Source organism: Candidatus Berkiella cookevillensis (assembly GCF_001431315.2).
Classification (GTDB): Bacteria; Pseudomonadota; Gammaproteobacteria; order Berkiellales; family Berkiellaceae; genus Berkiella_A; species Berkiella_A cookevillensis.
Genome location: NZ_LKHV02000001.1, coordinates 568,819 through 584,253 on the forward strand (window position 1 = coordinate 568,819; position 15,435 = coordinate 584,253).

The following is a 15,435-nucleotide window of genomic DNA, read 5'->3' on the forward strand; positions in this document are numbered from 1 at the left end:
TAGAGATTCTTCTCTTTATCTTTTTCAAAAAAGCAAATAATAAGTGTCTAAAACAGTGACGAGAAATAATTTTTTATCAATTTTTTCAGCAATTATTCCGCTTAACCGCACAATAAGTCCCTTCATCTTAAACAGAAGTTATTCGATTGACCAATAATAAAATCTGCTTATAATCGTCTTCATTGAAGTGATTTTTTTTTAATAATTGAGAGGAACCGAGACCATGTTAGATTTCATCAACCCAGTAAAAATTTACCAAACTATGTTCGGTAGCAGCAGTGTACCTGAACCTATTTGTGAAACAGCAGATTTACTTTGCAGAACCTTAGAAGGTTATGGCTTTGAATTACATTCGCCAGAAATGCTCGTTAATACAGCACAAGGGTTATCTGATATGACTGGCATGTCTGAAGGCGCATCTTATTTAACCGTTGCTGCAGGCACACTTGCAAGCACTGTTGCTGCTATTTATGGTGTTACTGCTGCTGTAAAAAATATTATGAAGCCTAGTGATGAAAAAATCACTGTTAAGCCTTTGGCTGAAGATCTAGATTCTATTAAGCCTGTTAGTTTGATTGGGCCAAGCATTGAAGCTAAGAAAGAACAACCAAAGCCTTTTATATTTAGTGGTGGCGCAAGCAGCAGTTCGCATGTTGATGAAACACCTGTTGTTGTTAGCTTGAAGCCTTCTCATGCAGAATTGGTTGCCAAATATGTTAATGAAGCTCACAAACAGGCTGTTGCTAAAATGACAGGCGCTGTATTGGCAGCATTTAACGAATTGAGTCCCCAAACAGTTGTTGCCTTTGGAGACCAATCAAAAAACGCAGCTTCGAATATTTTAAAATTCAATAAATTATCAGAAGATAAAAAGATTGAGATGCTTGGTAATATGGAAAGAATGGTTCAAGCACAAATACAGAAGAAAACTTCTAGTAAACTACAATAATCCTTTGATTCATTGTGTCATAAAAAAAGCGAGGGTAACCTCGCTTTTTTTATTTCTAATTTTCACTTTAAAAAAATTAATGCAAAGCATTACTGGGTGGATAATGAGTGATGCGTAAATTGGGATCAACCGAGTCATCAATGGTAAAGCAGGTAATGACAGGTGGCATTGGGTAATTGCTAGAGAGATCGGCAATATGCGGACCTTCAGCGCTTTCTGTTGTGTTTGTTTCTAGCCTCATATCACTAAGAGCATCTCTTTTTTGCGTTGCTTTTGTTTCTTGTTCTTCTTTTTTAATCATTTCTTCTAATTCTTCCAAGGGTATGAGCGATAATGTTTCATACTCTTGCCAAGGTGAATGCACAGTTGTTTTCTTTACATCACTACTAGAAAGTGTTTTTAACCAAGTTTTTAGCATATCAATAAATTTGTGTTTCATGATGGGGACACCTAACGACATCAGAAAGTTGAAAAAGAGCGTATTTGGTTATTAAACTAAATACTAAAAATGAAGTCAATGCTGAGGTTTTTTGCTGTAAAGACAAGGCGCTATGTGTTTTGGTTGGTATAGCTAAACAAAGGTGATACTTCACGAAGCTTTAAGGATATGATCTTATTCAATATTCGCAAAAATACTGAAATTAAAGTAGGTATTATATATATGCTTGTTGTACATGAAAAAAACTTTAAAAAAACCAATAACCGTACTTATGTGCCAGATGGTAGGCTTTTAACAAAAACACATGATAAAAATAAATATCCAAAGAATAACGAGAAATAAGCAGGCTGGGAAAAATGCATAGCTTTGGGATCTTAAGGCTGATCAGCTTATAGTTATATAACACTAACCAAAGTGACAGTGTTATGAAAAGAGTGCCGTAGGTAAATACGGTGGTTCGAAAGAGATTGAATACCAATGCTTGCCAAAACATGTGCAAGCCTAAGGCCAAGGCAAGCCAGAGACCTGCTAAAGGTACTTTCTCTTTTAGCCAATGTGCAGTAATCGCAATGATAATACCCAGTGTGCCGTACTCTACATAAGGATAGAGAACAGAGTTTGCTGCAATCAAAGCAACCATCAAACCTATAGACACGAAAACAGGAAGCTTGGTTGTCGGAATATACAGCAAGATTAAATAAGCAAAGATAAAGGTGTAAAGTATATTAATCCAGAAGGTGTGACCAAACAGTAAACCCGTTAATGATAAGATGCCGCCATAGATGAGTAGGCTTGGTTTACAATTTACTTTTCCCGTATAACCAATCAAAAAATAAAAAAGAGGGGCAGCACTTCTACCTATCAAGCGCATGACACTGTTATTGTCAAAAAGGTAGTAACCTATATGATCGATAAACATCAAAGTAATCGCAGCTATTTTGAGTGCATCGTGACTATTAACAGACTTGCCATACTTGTATACATTAGATAGCCAGGTATTTGCTGCGTTATTATTTTTTGTTTGCGTATTCATCAGAAGCGTTTAACACCTTATTTATTTTTGAGACAGCTTCTAGTTATAGATAGAAAGGTGGCAAGGCTTTACTGAATATAAACTGTTTTAATATTGCAGAATTCTCGTATACCACAATGCGCCAACTCTCTGCCATAGCCACTTTGTTTTATGCCACCAAAAGGTAAGCGGGGATCAGAGCGCACAAAATCATTGACAAAGCAGTTGCCATATTGAAGTTCATACTCGGCAATATGTTGTCCCTTTGCAATATCTTTTGTAAAAACAGCGCTTCCTAGACCAAAATGACTGGCATTGGCAATTTCAATCGCTTCTTTTTGCGTTTTGACTTTAATGATACTGGCAACAGGGCCAAATAATTCTTCTTCAAAGGCAGGCATGCCAGGTTTTACATTGCTCAGTACAGTGGCAGGATAATAGGCGCCCACATTATCTGGAAGTTCGCCCCCTAATAGACAGTTTGCACCTAGTTGAATAGAGCGGGTCACTTGTTTGTGTAATTCATCACGTAATGCATGTGTTGCCATTGGGCCAATATGCGTTTGCGTTGAAAAGGGATCACCCATTCGGATAGCGCGCATTTTATCTACAAATAAACTGACAAACTGTTCATAAACAGATTCCATTACTAAAAAGCGCTTCGCTGCAATGCAACTCTGCCCTGCATTTAAGGTTCTACTTTGTACACAGAGTTTAGCAGCACTTTCTAAATCCGCATCCTCTAAAATGAGATAAGGATCGCTGCCGCCTAATTCTAATACAGATTTTTTAATATATTTTCCACACAATTGAGCAACACTGCTACCAGCCTGTGTGCTGCCAGTGAGCGTAACCGCTTGAACCAAGGGATGCGCAATGATGGGTTCTATATCTGCTGATTTTACCAATAATGATTGAAAACTATGTTCTAAAAAACCAGCATCCATAAATATTTTTTCAATAGCGACAGAACAACCTGATACATTAGAAGCATGTTTTAAAAGCGCAGTATTGCCGGCCATGAGGGTGGGAGCAGCGAAACGAAATACCTGCCAATATGGAAAATTCCAAGGCATAATCGATAAAATAACGCCTAAAGGCTGGTAGCTGATATAACTTTTTTGTGCTGCCGTTGAGATATTTTCGTTTTGCAATAGCGTAGCACCGTGCTCTGCATAATAATCGCAACACACAGCACACTTTTCAATTTCTGCCAGCGCTTCTTTAAATGATTTTCCCATTTCTTGGCTAATCATCGTAGCATGTTCTATTGCGTTATCTCTGAGTATTGTTGCTGCTTTTTTGAGGCAGCTTGCACGTTGCTCAAAAGAATAGTTGCGCCATGTTTTAAAGGCATTGTGTGCATTGAGAATTGCATTTTCTATTTCTGCATTTGTATGTGCTTGAAAAATGCAGATGAGTTCGGCGCTAACGGGGCTGATACTTTTCATAGAGTTCTCATTTATATAAAAAACAAGCTGGATATAGAAACAATTTTTATTTTAAGCATAATTTTATTATGTGTACATGCGACAAAATAGCATTTTAATGCTTTGAATTCTATATAAAATATATTTTAGTAAATTAACTTGAAAATGTAATAAACTATATTATAAGTACCATAATTAACTTAAGTGTGTATATATGGCATTATCAGGTATCAGAGATCTAGCAACCAACCTAAGACAAGGTATTAGTGCATTAGGTTCTGGTAATGTTGCCAGTGCTTCGGGTAGCTTAGGTGCTGCCTTTGGTAATATTTTTCATTTTGTTGGTGCAGGCATGTTTGCCTATTCTATGGTAGAAACACTGCGTAACAAAGAATTATCCTGGTATGAGAAGTTGTTTCCCGCCACCTTGTTTGGTATTTCTGCTGCGTTATCTATTGCAACAGGTGTGACCATGGCGCTTGCCTTGGCGGCAGCAGTGCCTATTTTGGCATTTGTCGGTTCAACGGTTACATTGGTACGAAACATTTCTGTATATTTCTCGGAGAAATGGGAAAAAAGACGTATTAAAAAAGACTTTAAAAATAAAGAAAAAATAGAAAATCTGATAGATAAATTGGGTATTCCTAAAGATTTACAAGCTGAATATGAGAAATTTGAAAAGGCAACTTCACTTCTAAAGGCACATCGTCATTTACCTCAAAAACTATTTGAGTCGGAACCTGATGACATTGAGAAAATGTGCAAAATTGCAAATATAGACGAGAAAACAATTAAGACATTTCAAGAAGCAAGCCAAATACGAAAAAGAATTGCTGCAGCACAATTGCCAGAAAGCCTACGAAATGAAATAAAAGACATCCTCATTTATAGAAAAGATAAAAAGCATATGTCTGAGAGACAAATGCGAGATGTGATGGTTCGTGTTATCAATCACTCGATCAATAGAAACCAAGCACAACAAGAAAAAATTCGTGGCATCATGTCTGTGATTCCACATGCTTCAAAAGAAAGTTTTGAAAATACGCTTGATTTGCTTTCTTTGCCTGCAGATAAGTTAGAACAGCATCGAGAGTTTTTAAATGATGCACATTTGCAAAATGAGATCATGATGATGTTGGTTGGAAAAAATCTATCATTGGATTGGTTGAAACAACCACAGGTTGATTTTGAAAAAGAGCTGTTGGATAAAGGTTTTGATAAAGCTCAAATAGCAGTATTACGACATGCACATGATCAATACCAACTGGTAGAGCAATATCGTTTGCCGGATGAACTCAAAGCAGAATTAAAAATATATTTAGAAAGTTTGACAAATTTAAATACACCAGAAGAGAAACAAAAAGCTGGAGACTTTGTTGTAAAATTTGCAGATTATTTTATCAATTCTCCTAAAGCAGATAAATCTTCATTAATGTACACGCTTGTTTTTGAGTCTCCAGATATTAAATTTACAAATATTGGCGATTGGATGACAAAAGCAACAAAATGGCGCCAAGAAAATACTGAAAAGCAGTTTAAAGAAGATTATGGCGAAGTAATGGATTTGTTCAAAAGAAGGCAACGACTACATACTTTGTCAGAAAGTGCTGGTGATCGTTTAAAGATTATTGGTTGGAACGTTGTTGCCGTCTTATTGAGTGCAGTTGCGACCTTTGTGCCAATGATTATGCTGGCTACCCCTGCTGCACCTGCGGCTGTGCCCGTATATGGTGCTTTAAGTGCCGTTGCTGCTTTGCCTGCTGCTGTTGCTGCATTTAAAGGCACAAAACTTGCCTGGAAAGGCTATAAGTTAAACAAGAAAGTGGAAAATGTTCAGGGGCAAGTAGAATATGCTGTTTCTCCCAATGTAGAAGAGGTTGTTGAGAAGAAAAAGCGAGCTGCCGTTGAAGAGCCTGGGTTGTTCAAGCGTGCTGCGAATGCCATTGGTTCTTTCTTTTCTGGTCTTTTGGGGAAAAAGAAAGAAATGGAGATATCTGTACCTATGCATCCAAAAGTAGAGACAGATGTAGGTGTTGTTAGACAGCCAGAATCAGATGAGGCTGATTTAGCCTCTTTGGAAAAAGAGACGCAGACAGTGGCTGAGACGGAAGAAGTAGAGAGTGGCCCCAGAAATATGCGTTCTTCTTTAACAACGCATTTTGAAACAGTTGCCAACAAAGATTCTGATTCACCTGTATCTGAAGAGGGCATAGAAGATAAAGCCACCAATGAACGTTTAGAGCAAGAGGGCTTGGAGTCATCCAAATACTCTAGCAAACCTTAAAAAAGCTTGATGCCTAGCCTAATTGCACTGCTAGACAAATTGACACAAATAACTATATTAGCTATGATCATCAATTGGGGGCGACCAGGCTTCGACGGGGTACTTGAAACTTAAGGTGCATGTCGAGCAGGCAATTAATCTCGTTAAACTTAACTGCAATCGTCATAATTGCAAACGACGAAAACTACGCAATCGCTGCTTAAGCGATAGCCTCTCTCCTAGCCGGGCTTGTACGGTTAGACAGGGGGTAACTTTTACAAGATCGCCAATGGCTTTGTTTCGAAGTCCTTGGTTAAAACTCAGAGACTCGCTGTTTGCACCCTGCTAGATCGGGTGTAGCCAGTTAAAATAATGGTCTAGATAAACATGTAGACCCTTCAGCGTAGATGCTTCGGACGCGGGTTCGATTCCCGCCGCCTCCACAAATTACAAATTATAGATTCAACGAGAACCCAGAATGAACTTAAAAGCCTGTAATCTTAGAAGATTGCGGGTTTTTTTGGGTCATCCCTACTTAAGGGGGCACTTCAGTTTAGGAACATAGCACTTTAACTCTTAATCTATAATTTTCAAAATTTCTAAATCCATATGCTCTTCTTTGAATGAGCTTCATCTTTCGATGGAAGCCTTCTGTGATGCCATTGTTCTTTGTGAATCGCCACATTCTTACTATTTCCTCTCTCCATTTAAATAGGGTCTTCCCGAGCTTAACAAGCGGTAAGAAGATGGCAGCTTTGAGCTGTTTAACCATATCAAGGAAAATAGGGATTAGATTTTTGCATTCCTTTGCCTTGCGATGTTTATGTTTTAGAAGTGTAAAGAGTCGCTCTTTAAACTGATAAAGCGCCTGTATGGCCGGATGTTCATCTAAGAACTGTTTAAGTTTAAGCTTCTTGGTTTCGGTTAGATGCTCAGGACGCGTTCTAAACATAGCCAGTATTCCTCTGTGGTACTTCATTTGTGGATGGATGCTGTGACAGGTTTTCATAAAAGCCTGTTCAATCAGTCTTAGTACATGAAACCTATCCGTTACAATTAAGGCTTTAGGGAAGTGCTTCTTAATGAGGTTTCGATAAGTAACACTTAAATCAATACAAGCTATTTTGACGCGTTCTCTGCCTGGTAATTGGTTAATGAAAGGCAATAAATCAGAGCCACTTTTGCCTTTAACGATATCAAAGATACGGTGGTTTTTTAGATCACAAAAAGTAGTGGCAAATCGTTGTTTTTTAGAAAAGAAGTGTTCATCAATCCCAAGTATTTTAGGCCAGTGTTGGGCTTTAATATTCTGAGCACGCAATAAATAATGTTGCTGGTACCATCGTTCAATGGTGGATTTACCGAGCTTTAATTGCTTGGCTAAATCTAATTGAGAGACCCCTTGTGTATGTTGTTCAAAGACCTGGGCTTTTAATCTTTCTGTAGCGCGTTGATGTTTTAAGATACCGGGAAAGCGTTGATTAAAATAACGCTTACAAGCATAACAATAAAACTTATGTGCTTTGAATCTAATGTAAGCACGACGTAGTCCAACGGATTCATGTTTTACCTCACGCATGAAGGAGTGCTTGATGCGTAATTTAGAGCCATCACAGAAAGGGCATTTGGGCTTCCGATTATAAGTAGTCTCAATAACTAAAGGTGAAGCATTTAAGACTTTCCTAATTGTAAAACCAGGCAAAAATAAAATAAGATTGGTACGGGGCATCTTTAACCTCATTTTGCTAAATCTTTCACATACTTAGCTTAATACATTACGGTTAAAGTGCCCCCTTCTTTGGGGTTGAGCCGTTTTTTTATGCCAATAAGACTCTAAGACATTTCATAAAACCCTACTTTTTTGCCACTATTGCTGACTAACAGGTATCAATTTTATATCTAAAACGTTCAATTTCCAGTTTTGATAAGTTTAATTGCCTTATTTAGGTCTGCTGATGAAAAGTGTCTAAATTCGCTAGAACCAGGAAAGCTGCTTCTAAATGATACAGGTTCACCAAGCTTAAGAATTTTGCTTTCAATTTTCTTGGCCATTACAGTACCTACGTTTTCTAGAATAATTAACTCAGATATGAATCCAGCGACTTTGGCAACGTCATAAATTCTTTGAGCACCCAGATTTTCACTCGTGATGCCCACTTTATAAATGTCACCCTCCGCATGCCACAAATAAACTACATCTCTCGTATTATATCTATCTAAATATTCTAAATGCGCTGTAATATCATCTAGTATTCCAAACCGCCTGGCTGCTACATAGGCATTATTATTCTTTCTATAAAAGTCTCTTCTAGTTGAATATTTTAATGCTTCCTTAGCCAATAATTTCGGTGTCCAATTTACTCTTTCTGTGTATTTCATATGAGAGCAAACTTCATTTAAAATACTTCGGTTGATTGCTACCCCATAAGCTGTAGAAAATTTTTGGAATTCATTTCTGGTTTCATACTTTTGAGCCTCTTGAGCTATCTCTTCATTTGACCAGTATTTGATTTTAAACTCCATATGATTGCATACTTTATCCAGAATATTTCTTCTTTGGGCTGCTACATATGCTAAAGGACTTGATTCTTTAAAGTTACTTCGTGATTTAAACTTAGCTGCCTCTTCAAGAATCATTTCGTCAGTCCATTTAATATGCAGTACATCCATGTGTGAACATATCTCATCTAAAATTCCACTTTTCCAGGCGGCTTTGTAAGCGCCAAGGCTATTGGTACGAAATTCTGATTTCATTGTAAATTTAGAGGCTTCATCTCTTATTTTCTCATCTGTCCATTTTGGATGCAGGTTATCCATATGAGTACAGATTTGATCTATAAGCCCTCGGTTATGAGCTGCTTGATATGCACCGTTAGAACCTTTTTTGAAATCATATTTAGATTGATATTTCTTTGCTTCAGTTGCCAACATTTTATCAGACCAAGACATACGGGCTGGGCACATATGAGAACAAATTTTTTCTATAATGCCTCGGTATTTGGCTGCGGCATAAGTTAAGCTGCTCTTGGCACGAAACTCCTGTTTTGTCTGGTATTTTCTGGCTTCTTCAACCAGCTTTTCATATGTCCATTTGGTGTATGCCATAGGTATACTTATCCGATTTTTTATATTGATGCATCTAAAAAAAGCACTATATCTCAGCAGGTGTCCAAAGTACTAAAGCTATTCAGTATGTTGTTTGGTATGTTGAGAAAGGGGGGTATGTATTTGAGTGCCAAATATGCTGAAAAGCAAAATCGAGAACTTAATGAATTTCTTAAGCGCGCTGAAAAAAACTTCAAAAAGCGAAATGAAATTAAAGAGGTGAAATTTAAGGTTGGTTTTAATGAATGGCGAATTGATAATTTCGAATTAGTGAAACAGCTTCTTTTAAGTGCTGACCCTATGGTTCAGCTCCCGGAAGGGTGTTTAATGGACGAATATCCAAAGTTTTTGGGGTAGATTCCGATTAATTCACCTTCTTGGTTGGATTACCTGGATAAATTGTCGTTCAACTGTGTACTTTGTGTGAAGAGACGCATGGAAGTGCACTAATCTTGCTGCAACCTATCATTTTTTGAAGTTATTTATATAAATATATTGGTATTTAAGTAACAGGAAATTCCGACGAAAGGTTGTGGATATACGTATATACTATAACCTATACTATCTATATACTTATGAGGAGTGTAAAAGATGAAAATGCATAAGGTTTTGATCTCTATGCCAGAGGATGTATACGTGCGTATGCGCGCAAGCATTCCTGAGAGACAGAGAAGCAAGGTTTTTACAAGGCTTATAGAGTCAGAATTAGCAAAACAGGAAGAAGCGATTTATCAAGCAGCACTTGCGCTTGAAAAAGATGCGGCAGCTTTAATTGAAGTTATGGAAATTAATAAAGCTTTTGCTAATGATGGCTTAGAAAATGATGTTTTTGATGAATCCGTTTTTCAAGAACAGGATCCAAATGCTAAGTCAAGGGGCTAAAAGATGCACCAAAGAGGTGAGGTTTATTGGGTAGAAGAGTTGGAAAATTCCGGTTCAGAAATTCGCAAAAAAAGGCCATGGGTTATCATGGGAATTAACGCAATCAATCGCGCTCGAAGCACTATAATAGCAATACCTTTATCGACCTCAGCTTCAGAGCGGCCACCGCTGAGTGTTAAAGTTTCGATGAAGGGGCAGCGTGTTGTTGCTATTTGTGACCAAATACGCGCCATTGATAAAACGAGATTTTTAAATAAGGTTGATAAACTTTCAACTCTTGATATTAGCCTAATTGAAGAAAATTTAACGAAAATTCTGGGGCTTGGATAACCATTCAGACATTTCGCAATAAAAAGAAAAAAATCTCATTAAAGTAGTAAAGAGGTGACGCGGAATGAATCAACAAATGATTTATATTTCGTTGGGATTGTTGATTATTGGTTTAAGTGGCCCGATATTGAGGTTTGCTAAATATCTTCTTTATTTGCGTCGAGTAACTTCATTTAAAGCGAAATTAGAAAATTTCTCCGAAATGGAAGAAAAGATTTCAGTCAATATTAAACCCACCTTTATATTATCTCCAAGAGAGGCACAATATTGTTTACAATTAAAATGCAAGAAAGAATACGGTGTTCAATATGAATCACTTCGCACTCAAGTCGCCGAAGAAATACCTGGAATATGTTTTGTAGCAAGCCAAATCGCAATAAATACTTCACGACAATCATACCTTGCGCTAGCTGTAGGAGGACCAATAATAGGTATATGTATTTTTGGTAGCGCTCTTGAAGATCTGGGGCATGTAGAAACAAAATGGCAAACAAGATTTGATACGTTAGATAAAATGATAGGGATATTAAAAACTGCTCGCGCTTCAAGTTTTATTCAAATTTTTGATCCTCGCTCATGGTTGACCTCGATATTGAGAATACCATTTTATCTTTTAAAAGCGACCGGATTTAATATCGAAAAAATTGAAGATTCTCTCTTGGGGCATCTGTTCAAAGCTGCATTTCTAATCGCAATCATTATGGTGCTATTAAAACTAGGATTTACAACGAAAGATATCAGCGGATTCCATCTGTAACTAATTCTTAATTGCTTCATCTTCTTTCATGATAAGTCTGTGATGTTGATATAAGGCGTTGCATACTTGCTTTATTGTAAGCAAATCACAAAAATTATTTAAGAGTTTTGAAGTTATCTTTTAAATTCAATTGGTATAATAATTCATTCTTTGTTGGCAAATGTTCACTAAGCTAATATGAATCGCTTAGGATGAAATAATATTCATGGTTATCAAGCACGAATTTAGCAATCAAGAATCTACTAATGTGTTTTTATATATGATAAAAAGCAATCTAACGCAAAGCTAACAAAGTAGGTGCCAAATTTAAAAAAATAGATTTTGTAATCAAGATTACAGGTAACTAAGTGCTTTGGTTCGCCATCTCTTTTGCGATTGCTTTAGCCAATTCAGCCACTCCATTAGTATTCATCTTATTAGCGCGTGGTTGTTTTAACTGTTTCAAAATATCTGTCTGTCTGCTCTCTTGCACTTCGCCATAGCTATAAAATGTAGTCAGTACGCCCTCATAGCCTAGATTTTGGCTCCATGCTTTAAATTCCTCAGCGGACTGGCATAAGCTTTCATCTAAAGCTGCTAAGGTATTCCGAAAACTATGGAGGTTAAAATAAGGCATATTTTCTAATTCAAAAGCATCTTTAAAATATGTTTAGCAAATAATGCCTGTAAATCTGGTATCGCTTGATTATTTTTAGGGGCGTATATGTCTAGCGAACCTTCCGCCTCACAGTATACAAATATAATCTCAAATGCTGGGTTATGCGCTTGGTTTGTTAAAGTACCACAAACCCATTCAATGGTGGTTTGTCCAAAGTCCTCTGGATGAACAAAGAGATATTCTTTTTGATTGCGGTGATAGGACTCAACAATACAATTTTTACCCCTTCCTTACCTGAAAAATAGGCACTAATTGCTTCGGCAAAAGCGTCGGTATCATCATTTTCAAGGTGTGGTGGTAAATTGAGGAAATCGTTACGTTTCTTCCAAAACGACGCGCTTACATTATCGGCATGCAAAAACCTCACTGCGCCCCGCCAATATTTAGGTTTACTGAGAAATGCCCAAATAGCTTTGGCATGAAAACCATCTATAGCGGCAATTTCCTCAATAAAAGCATCGTCATTATGAAAGCTTGCCTCGTCAACTAAGGCTAAAATACCCCCTTCACAGGCTAAGGCATTTATATCTTGAAACTCGGCCTCTATACCAGCAATTTGGTCAGGGGGTAGGTTGCTCAAGGCATTCTGCAAGATATCAACATCATGCTCCTGTAATTGGTTAACATTAACCTCAAGCTGTATGCCTTTAGCTTCAAAATATTTAGCCAGATATAAATTAGGTGTTTTTCTAAAGAATTGACGGTTAGAGTATTGAGCTGCCATGTTTTAACTTCCCTTTTTTGTACTGGTGTGTTCCTTTCACTGTGACTTGCCCGTTCATTAGCATGGGGAGGAGCCAGTCTCGGAGCTTTGATAATTCAAGATTCTCTTGATCCAAATTCTTAATTTGCTTTAATTGCGGCAATACAAAGCGATCAAATTTTTTCTGTAAAGCGAAGTCAGGAACTACGACTTTTATTGTTCTAAGAACATCTTGCCGAATACCAAAGACAGTACTCCCGCTTAAACTACCTAATATTTGAGAATAGCCATGTCCCTTTGAAAGCTCATAATATAGATATGTCGGAGCTAATAACGTTTGCTTAGCTCTTATTGCAAATAACCTCTGGCTCATACAGTAGTCAGTTTTACCATGGATAAAATAAAACTCGCCAGCAGGAGCTTCTGAGGTCATTAATATATCGCCATCTCTTAATTTTTCAGGCATCCATTTATCAAACATCGCTTGATCCACTTTGTTTGCTTTTTCAAGATTGCATAATTTTCCACCTTTAACTAGCTTTGCTGAAAGCGCAATAATACCATCTTCCCTTTCCGTCCAGTCACCACCCAATTTTCTAGGTGTTTTTCCGCGATGATCAAGGATAGCATCGACACACTGATTTAACTCTTTAACACCCCAGCCCTTAGGAATTTCACGCTTAAGCGCTTCATTGTAAACCATTTTGCCGCCAGCGGATTTATAAGGTTTGCCATTGGCACCAGGGAAGTCGAATTGTACAAACCAATAGTCGTAGATGAGCTTGGCCATGGCTTCTAGCTCGGTGTTGATTTTGTTGTTGAGAGCTATTTTGGAATCTAACAACGAAAGCACTTTTGCAATCTTTAACTGATCTATTTTTTCTGGGATTTTAACCTCTAAAAGATATGCAATACTCCTTGACAGACCAGGCACAGCACTATGAGTGTTCAATTTATCAAGCCCCAAGGTTCCAAGGAAGTAGTACCAGAAACACATATTATCTTTATTGGAATCGAGCAGTCTTAAGTAATAAGCAGTATCAGTTGGGGTGAAATGTTTTTTTGCATAGGTTATTTTACCAACACTACCTTTCCTTCCAATAATTACACCCGGGCCTTCAACTTTATATGAGTCTATATACCCTGTAATTCCATTAGAACCATAGACAGGATATTGACCAGTGTTTTCATCATTAACACGTACAGCATAACCATATTCGAAAGCAACACGCTTGGAAATAGACATTTTATTCATAGTTTAATCCTGATAACTGTTTCTTAATCACACGTTCCAGTTTTGTGGATTCTGAAAATAGCTTATCTAGGCAATTCGTAAAGTCATTCATTTTTGATTTGAATTCATCACAACTTATATCAACATGTTCAATCTTAACCTCAAAATACTGCCCTGCACTTAATGAATAATTTTTCGATGCAATATCTTCATAACTCACAACTACTGAAAAATCATCAACAGCTTCTTTATTATTAAACGTACTAATAATCTGGTCTTCTTCAGTATGTGATAAAACAGTTTTTTGATTTTTTCCATCTTTAACAGTAGTGCCTAGGTTTGAGGCATCAATAAGTACCACGTCTTCTTTATTAGTTTTGTCTATAAATAATATAGAAACATTGGTGCCAGTATTGGCAAATATATTTGAAGGCATACTCACCACCCCCGCTAGCATTTTCTCATTTACCAGCTTTTGACGTATTTTCATATCAATGCCACTTTGAGCAGTAATAAACCCTGTCGGAACAACAACGGCAGCTTTGCCCTTAGCTTTTAGCGAATAGATAATATGCTGTAGGAACATCAAATAAATTGCCATTGACTCTTTTTTCTTTTCGGGAATTTTCGGTACACCAGCAAAAAAACGGTCGTGATTTTCTTTGCTTTCTAGGTCTTTACTATAATCCGAAAAGTCGAGCTTAAAGGGTGGGTTCGAAACAATGTAATCAAATTGTTCTAGCTTGCCATTATCTTTTTTATGGTAAGGCTCTAGTATAGTATTACCTTTAATGATGTTGTGTATTGAGTGCACTAAATTATTAAGAATCAGGTTCAAACGCAATAAGCCCGATGATTTTTGTGAGATATCTTGCGAATAGATGGTGCATTTATCTTCGCCTATCTCATGAGCAAGATTCATTAATAAGGTGCCCGAGCCTGCTGATGGATCATAACAGGTCACATTCTGAACTTTTCGTCCATTCTTCTTTGGCACTAAACAACGCGCCATGATTTTAGCTACTGCGTGCGGGGTAAAGTACTCGGCATATTTACCACCACTGTTAGTGTTGTAGTCTTTAATTAGATATTCAAAAATAGTGGCGTAAAAATCAAATTTCTCGTTGAAAATATGTTCAAAGCTAAAGCCTGTGAGCTTATTCACAATGGCTTTACAAAAATCATCACGTTTATCAGTGACATATTTACTTAGATTTTCGAATAGAACGATCTTTTCACCACCGCCGGTAAGCACTGAGAAGATATCGCTGTTATCACGAGCAATATCAACTAGGGTGCTATCGAAAATGTCGGCAAAATTTGGTTCGTTCTGCCTAGCAAATAGCGTTGAAATATAGTGATCTTTCTTGATGTGAGCAGTACTCTCCTTTAGCTGCATCTTTAGCATTTCATATTCATCATCGCTTAATTTGTTAAGCGCGGCTTCCCAATTTTTGGCATTACCGATTCTTTTGTCTAATTGTTTTATTTCATAGACAAACTTATCGTTCAGAAATTTATATAAAAATACCTGCGTGATGATTTTAAATTCATTGCCGTCGTTACCTAAGCCATAGTTAGCGCAGACGCTTTTTAAGTCATCAATCAGTTTTTTAGTTTGTTGTGCAAATTGCTGTGTCGTCGTCATTATTTACTCGTTATTATTTTTTAGG

15 protein-coding genes and 1 other RNA gene are annotated in these 15,435 nt (G+C 37.1%); 7 read left to right on the forward strand and 9 right to left on the reverse strand.

All coding sequences use genetic code 11. The features are described from left to right. Positions 1 to 223: 223 nt before the first annotated feature. Complete coding sequence (locus CC99x_RS02480) at positions 224 to 949, forward strand: hypothetical protein (RefSeq protein WP_057625518.1); 726 nt, start codon at positions 224 to 226, stop codon at positions 947 to 949. 76 nt (positions 950 to 1,025) lie between these two features. On the opposite strand, the gene CC99x_RS02485 is transcribed toward CC99x_RS02480, so the two are convergent. The 3 genes from CC99x_RS02485 to CC99x_RS02495 all read right to left on the reverse strand — a co-directional run bounded on the left by CC99x_RS02485 (position 1,026) and on the right by CC99x_RS02495 (position 3,851). After that, positions 1,026 to 1,388, reverse strand: a complete 363-nt coding sequence (locus CC99x_RS02485) for a hypothetical protein (RefSeq protein ID WP_057625519.1) — start codon at positions 1,386 to 1,388, stop codon at positions 1,026 to 1,028. Positions 1,389 to 1,635: 247 nt separating this feature from the next. Then, entirely contained in the window at positions 1,636 to 2,421 is a 786-nt protein-coding gene (locus tag CC99x_RS02490; RefSeq protein ID WP_057625520.1) for a TraX family protein, read from the reverse strand. Between the two features lie 68 nt (positions 2,422 to 2,489). Continuing rightward, positions 2,490 to 3,851: an NAD-dependent succinate-semialdehyde dehydrogenase gene (locus CC99x_RS02495; RefSeq protein ID WP_057625521.1), complete on the reverse strand. Its 1,362-nt coding sequence runs from the start codon at positions 3,849 to 3,851 to the stop codon at positions 2,490 to 2,492. Positions 3,852 to 4,044: 193 nt separating this feature from the next. Between CC99x_RS02495 and CC99x_RS02500 the strand changes: the two genes are divergently transcribed. Next, positions 4,045 to 6,114, forward strand: coding sequence for a hypothetical protein (locus CC99x_RS02500; protein WP_057625522.1), 2,070 nt, complete (start codon positions 4,045 to 4,047; stop codon positions 6,112 to 6,114). A gap of 76 nt (positions 6,115 to 6,190) precedes the next feature. Beyond that, positions 6,191 to 6,539, forward strand: a transfer-messenger RNA (tmRNA) gene (ssrA, locus tag CC99x_RS02505). Between the two features lie 107 nt (positions 6,540 to 6,646). Here ssrA and CC99x_RS02510 read toward each other — a convergent pair. Continuing rightward, positions 6,647 to 7,822: an ISL3 family transposase gene (locus tag CC99x_RS02510; protein WP_259596529.1), complete on the reverse strand. Its 1,176-nt coding sequence runs from the start codon at positions 7,820 to 7,822 to the stop codon at positions 6,647 to 6,649. Between the two features lie 179 nt (positions 7,823 to 8,001). After that, positions 8,002 to 9,198 carry a hypothetical protein gene (locus CC99x_RS02515; protein ID WP_057625581.1) on the reverse strand — a complete coding sequence of 399 codons (1,197 nt, stop codon included), beginning with the start codon at positions 9,196 to 9,198 and terminating at the stop codon, positions 8,002 to 8,004. Positions 9,199 to 9,285: 87 nt separating this feature from the next. On the opposite strand from CC99x_RS02515, the gene CC99x_RS02520 reads away from it, so the two are divergent. From CC99x_RS02520 to CC99x_RS02535, 4 genes are all read left to right on the forward strand, one after another. Beyond that, positions 9,286 to 9,555, forward strand: coding sequence for a hypothetical protein (locus CC99x_RS02520; RefSeq protein WP_057625582.1), 270 nt, complete (start codon positions 9,286 to 9,288; stop codon positions 9,553 to 9,555). 234 nt (positions 9,556 to 9,789) lie between these two features. Then, positions 9,790 to 10,080: a hypothetical protein gene (locus CC99x_RS02525; protein ID WP_200953515.1), complete on the forward strand. Its 291-nt coding sequence runs from the start codon at positions 9,790 to 9,792 to the stop codon at positions 10,078 to 10,080. 3 nt (positions 10,081 to 10,083) lie between these two features. Beyond that, on the forward strand, positions 10,084 to 10,410 hold the full coding sequence (locus CC99x_RS02530; RefSeq protein ID WP_057625583.1) for a type II toxin-antitoxin system PemK/MazF family toxin: 327 nt from the start codon (positions 10,084 to 10,086) through the stop codon (positions 10,408 to 10,410). Between the two features lie 64 nt (positions 10,411 to 10,474). Continuing rightward, complete coding sequence (locus tag CC99x_RS02535) at positions 10,475 to 11,167, forward strand: hypothetical protein (protein WP_057625584.1); 693 nt, start codon at positions 10,475 to 10,477, stop codon at positions 11,165 to 11,167. A 343-nt stretch (positions 11,168 to 11,510) separates the two neighbouring features. Here CC99x_RS02535 and CC99x_RS02540 read toward each other — a convergent pair whose 3' ends face one another. The 4 genes from CC99x_RS02540 to CC99x_RS02555 form a co-directional block, all read right to left on the reverse strand. Then, complete coding sequence (locus tag CC99x_RS02540; RefSeq protein ID WP_057625585.1) at positions 11,511 to 11,783, reverse strand: hypothetical protein; 273 nt, start codon at positions 11,781 to 11,783, stop codon at positions 11,511 to 11,513. A 157-nt stretch (positions 11,784 to 11,940) separates the two neighbouring features. After that, positions 11,941 to 12,549 (reverse strand): hypothetical protein, encoded by a 609-nt coding sequence (locus tag CC99x_RS02545; RefSeq protein ID WP_057625586.1) that lies wholly within the window; start codon positions 12,547 to 12,549, stop codon positions 11,941 to 11,943. Then, complete coding sequence (locus tag CC99x_RS02550) at positions 12,530 to 13,783, reverse strand: restriction endonuclease subunit S (RefSeq protein WP_057625587.1); 1,254 nt, start codon at positions 13,781 to 13,783, stop codon at positions 12,530 to 12,532. The genes CC99x_RS02545 and CC99x_RS02550 overlap by 20 nt, the downstream gene beginning before the upstream one ends. Continuing rightward, entirely contained in the window at positions 13,776 to 15,410 is a 1,635-nt protein-coding gene (locus CC99x_RS02555; RefSeq protein WP_057625588.1) for an HsdM family class I SAM-dependent methyltransferase, read from the reverse strand. Before CC99x_RS02555 ends, CC99x_RS02550 begins: the two co-directional genes overlap by 8 nt. Between the last annotated feature and the right edge of the window lie 25 nt (positions 15,411 to 15,435).

Bases quoted from the DNA above. Each gene is read 5' to 3' on its own strand.
- CC99x_RS02555 (WP_057625588.1), bottom strand. From the start codon at position 15,410: ATGACGACGACACAGCAATTTGCACAACAAACTAAAAAACTGATTGAT.
- CC99x_RS02485 (WP_057625519.1), bottom strand. From the start codon at position 1,388: ATGAAACACAAATTTATTGATATGCTAAAAACTTGGTTAAAAACACTT.
- CC99x_RS02520 (WP_057625582.1), top strand. From the start codon at position 9,286: ATGTTGTTTGGTATGTTGAGAAAGGGGGGTATGTATTTGAGTGCCAAA.
- CC99x_RS02500 (WP_057625522.1), top strand. From the start codon at position 4,045: ATGGCATTATCAGGTATCAGAGATCTAGCAACCAACCTAAGACAAGGT.
- CC99x_RS02525 (WP_200953515.1), top strand. From the start codon at position 9,790: ATGAAAATGCATAAGGTTTTGATCTCTATGCCAGAGGATGTATACGTG.
- CC99x_RS02550 (WP_057625587.1), bottom strand. From the start codon at position 13,783: ATGAATAAAATGTCTATTTCCAAGCGTGTTGCTTTCGAATATGGTTAT.
- CC99x_RS02480 (WP_057625518.1), top strand. From the start codon at position 224: ATGTTAGATTTCATCAACCCAGTAAAAATTTACCAAACTATGTTCGGT.
- CC99x_RS02495 (WP_057625521.1), bottom strand. From the start codon at position 3,851: ATGAAAAGTATCAGCCCCGTTAGCGCCGAACTCATCTGCATTTTTCAA.
- CC99x_RS02515 (WP_057625581.1), bottom strand. From the start codon at position 9,198: ATGGCATACACCAAATGGACATATGAAAAGCTGGTTGAAGAAGCCAGA.
- CC99x_RS02510 (WP_259596529.1), bottom strand. From the start codon at position 7,822: ATGCCCCGTACCAATCTTATTTTATTTTTGCCTGGTTTTACAATTAGG.
- CC99x_RS02545 (WP_057625586.1), bottom strand. From the start codon at position 12,549: ATGGCAGCTCAATACTCTAACCGTCAATTCTTTAGAAAAACACCTAAT.
- CC99x_RS02535 (WP_057625584.1), top strand. From the start codon at position 10,475: ATGAATCAACAAATGATTTATATTTCGTTGGGATTGTTGATTATTGGT.
- CC99x_RS02490 (WP_057625520.1), bottom strand. From the start codon at position 2,421: ATGAATACGCAAACAAAAAATAATAACGCAGCAAATACCTGGCTATCT.
- CC99x_RS02540 (WP_057625585.1), bottom strand. From the start codon at position 11,783: ATGCCTTATTTTAACCTCCATAGTTTTCGGAATACCTTAGCAGCTTTA.
- CC99x_RS02530 (WP_057625583.1), top strand. From the start codon at position 10,084: ATGCACCAAAGAGGTGAGGTTTATTGGGTAGAAGAGTTGGAAAATTCC.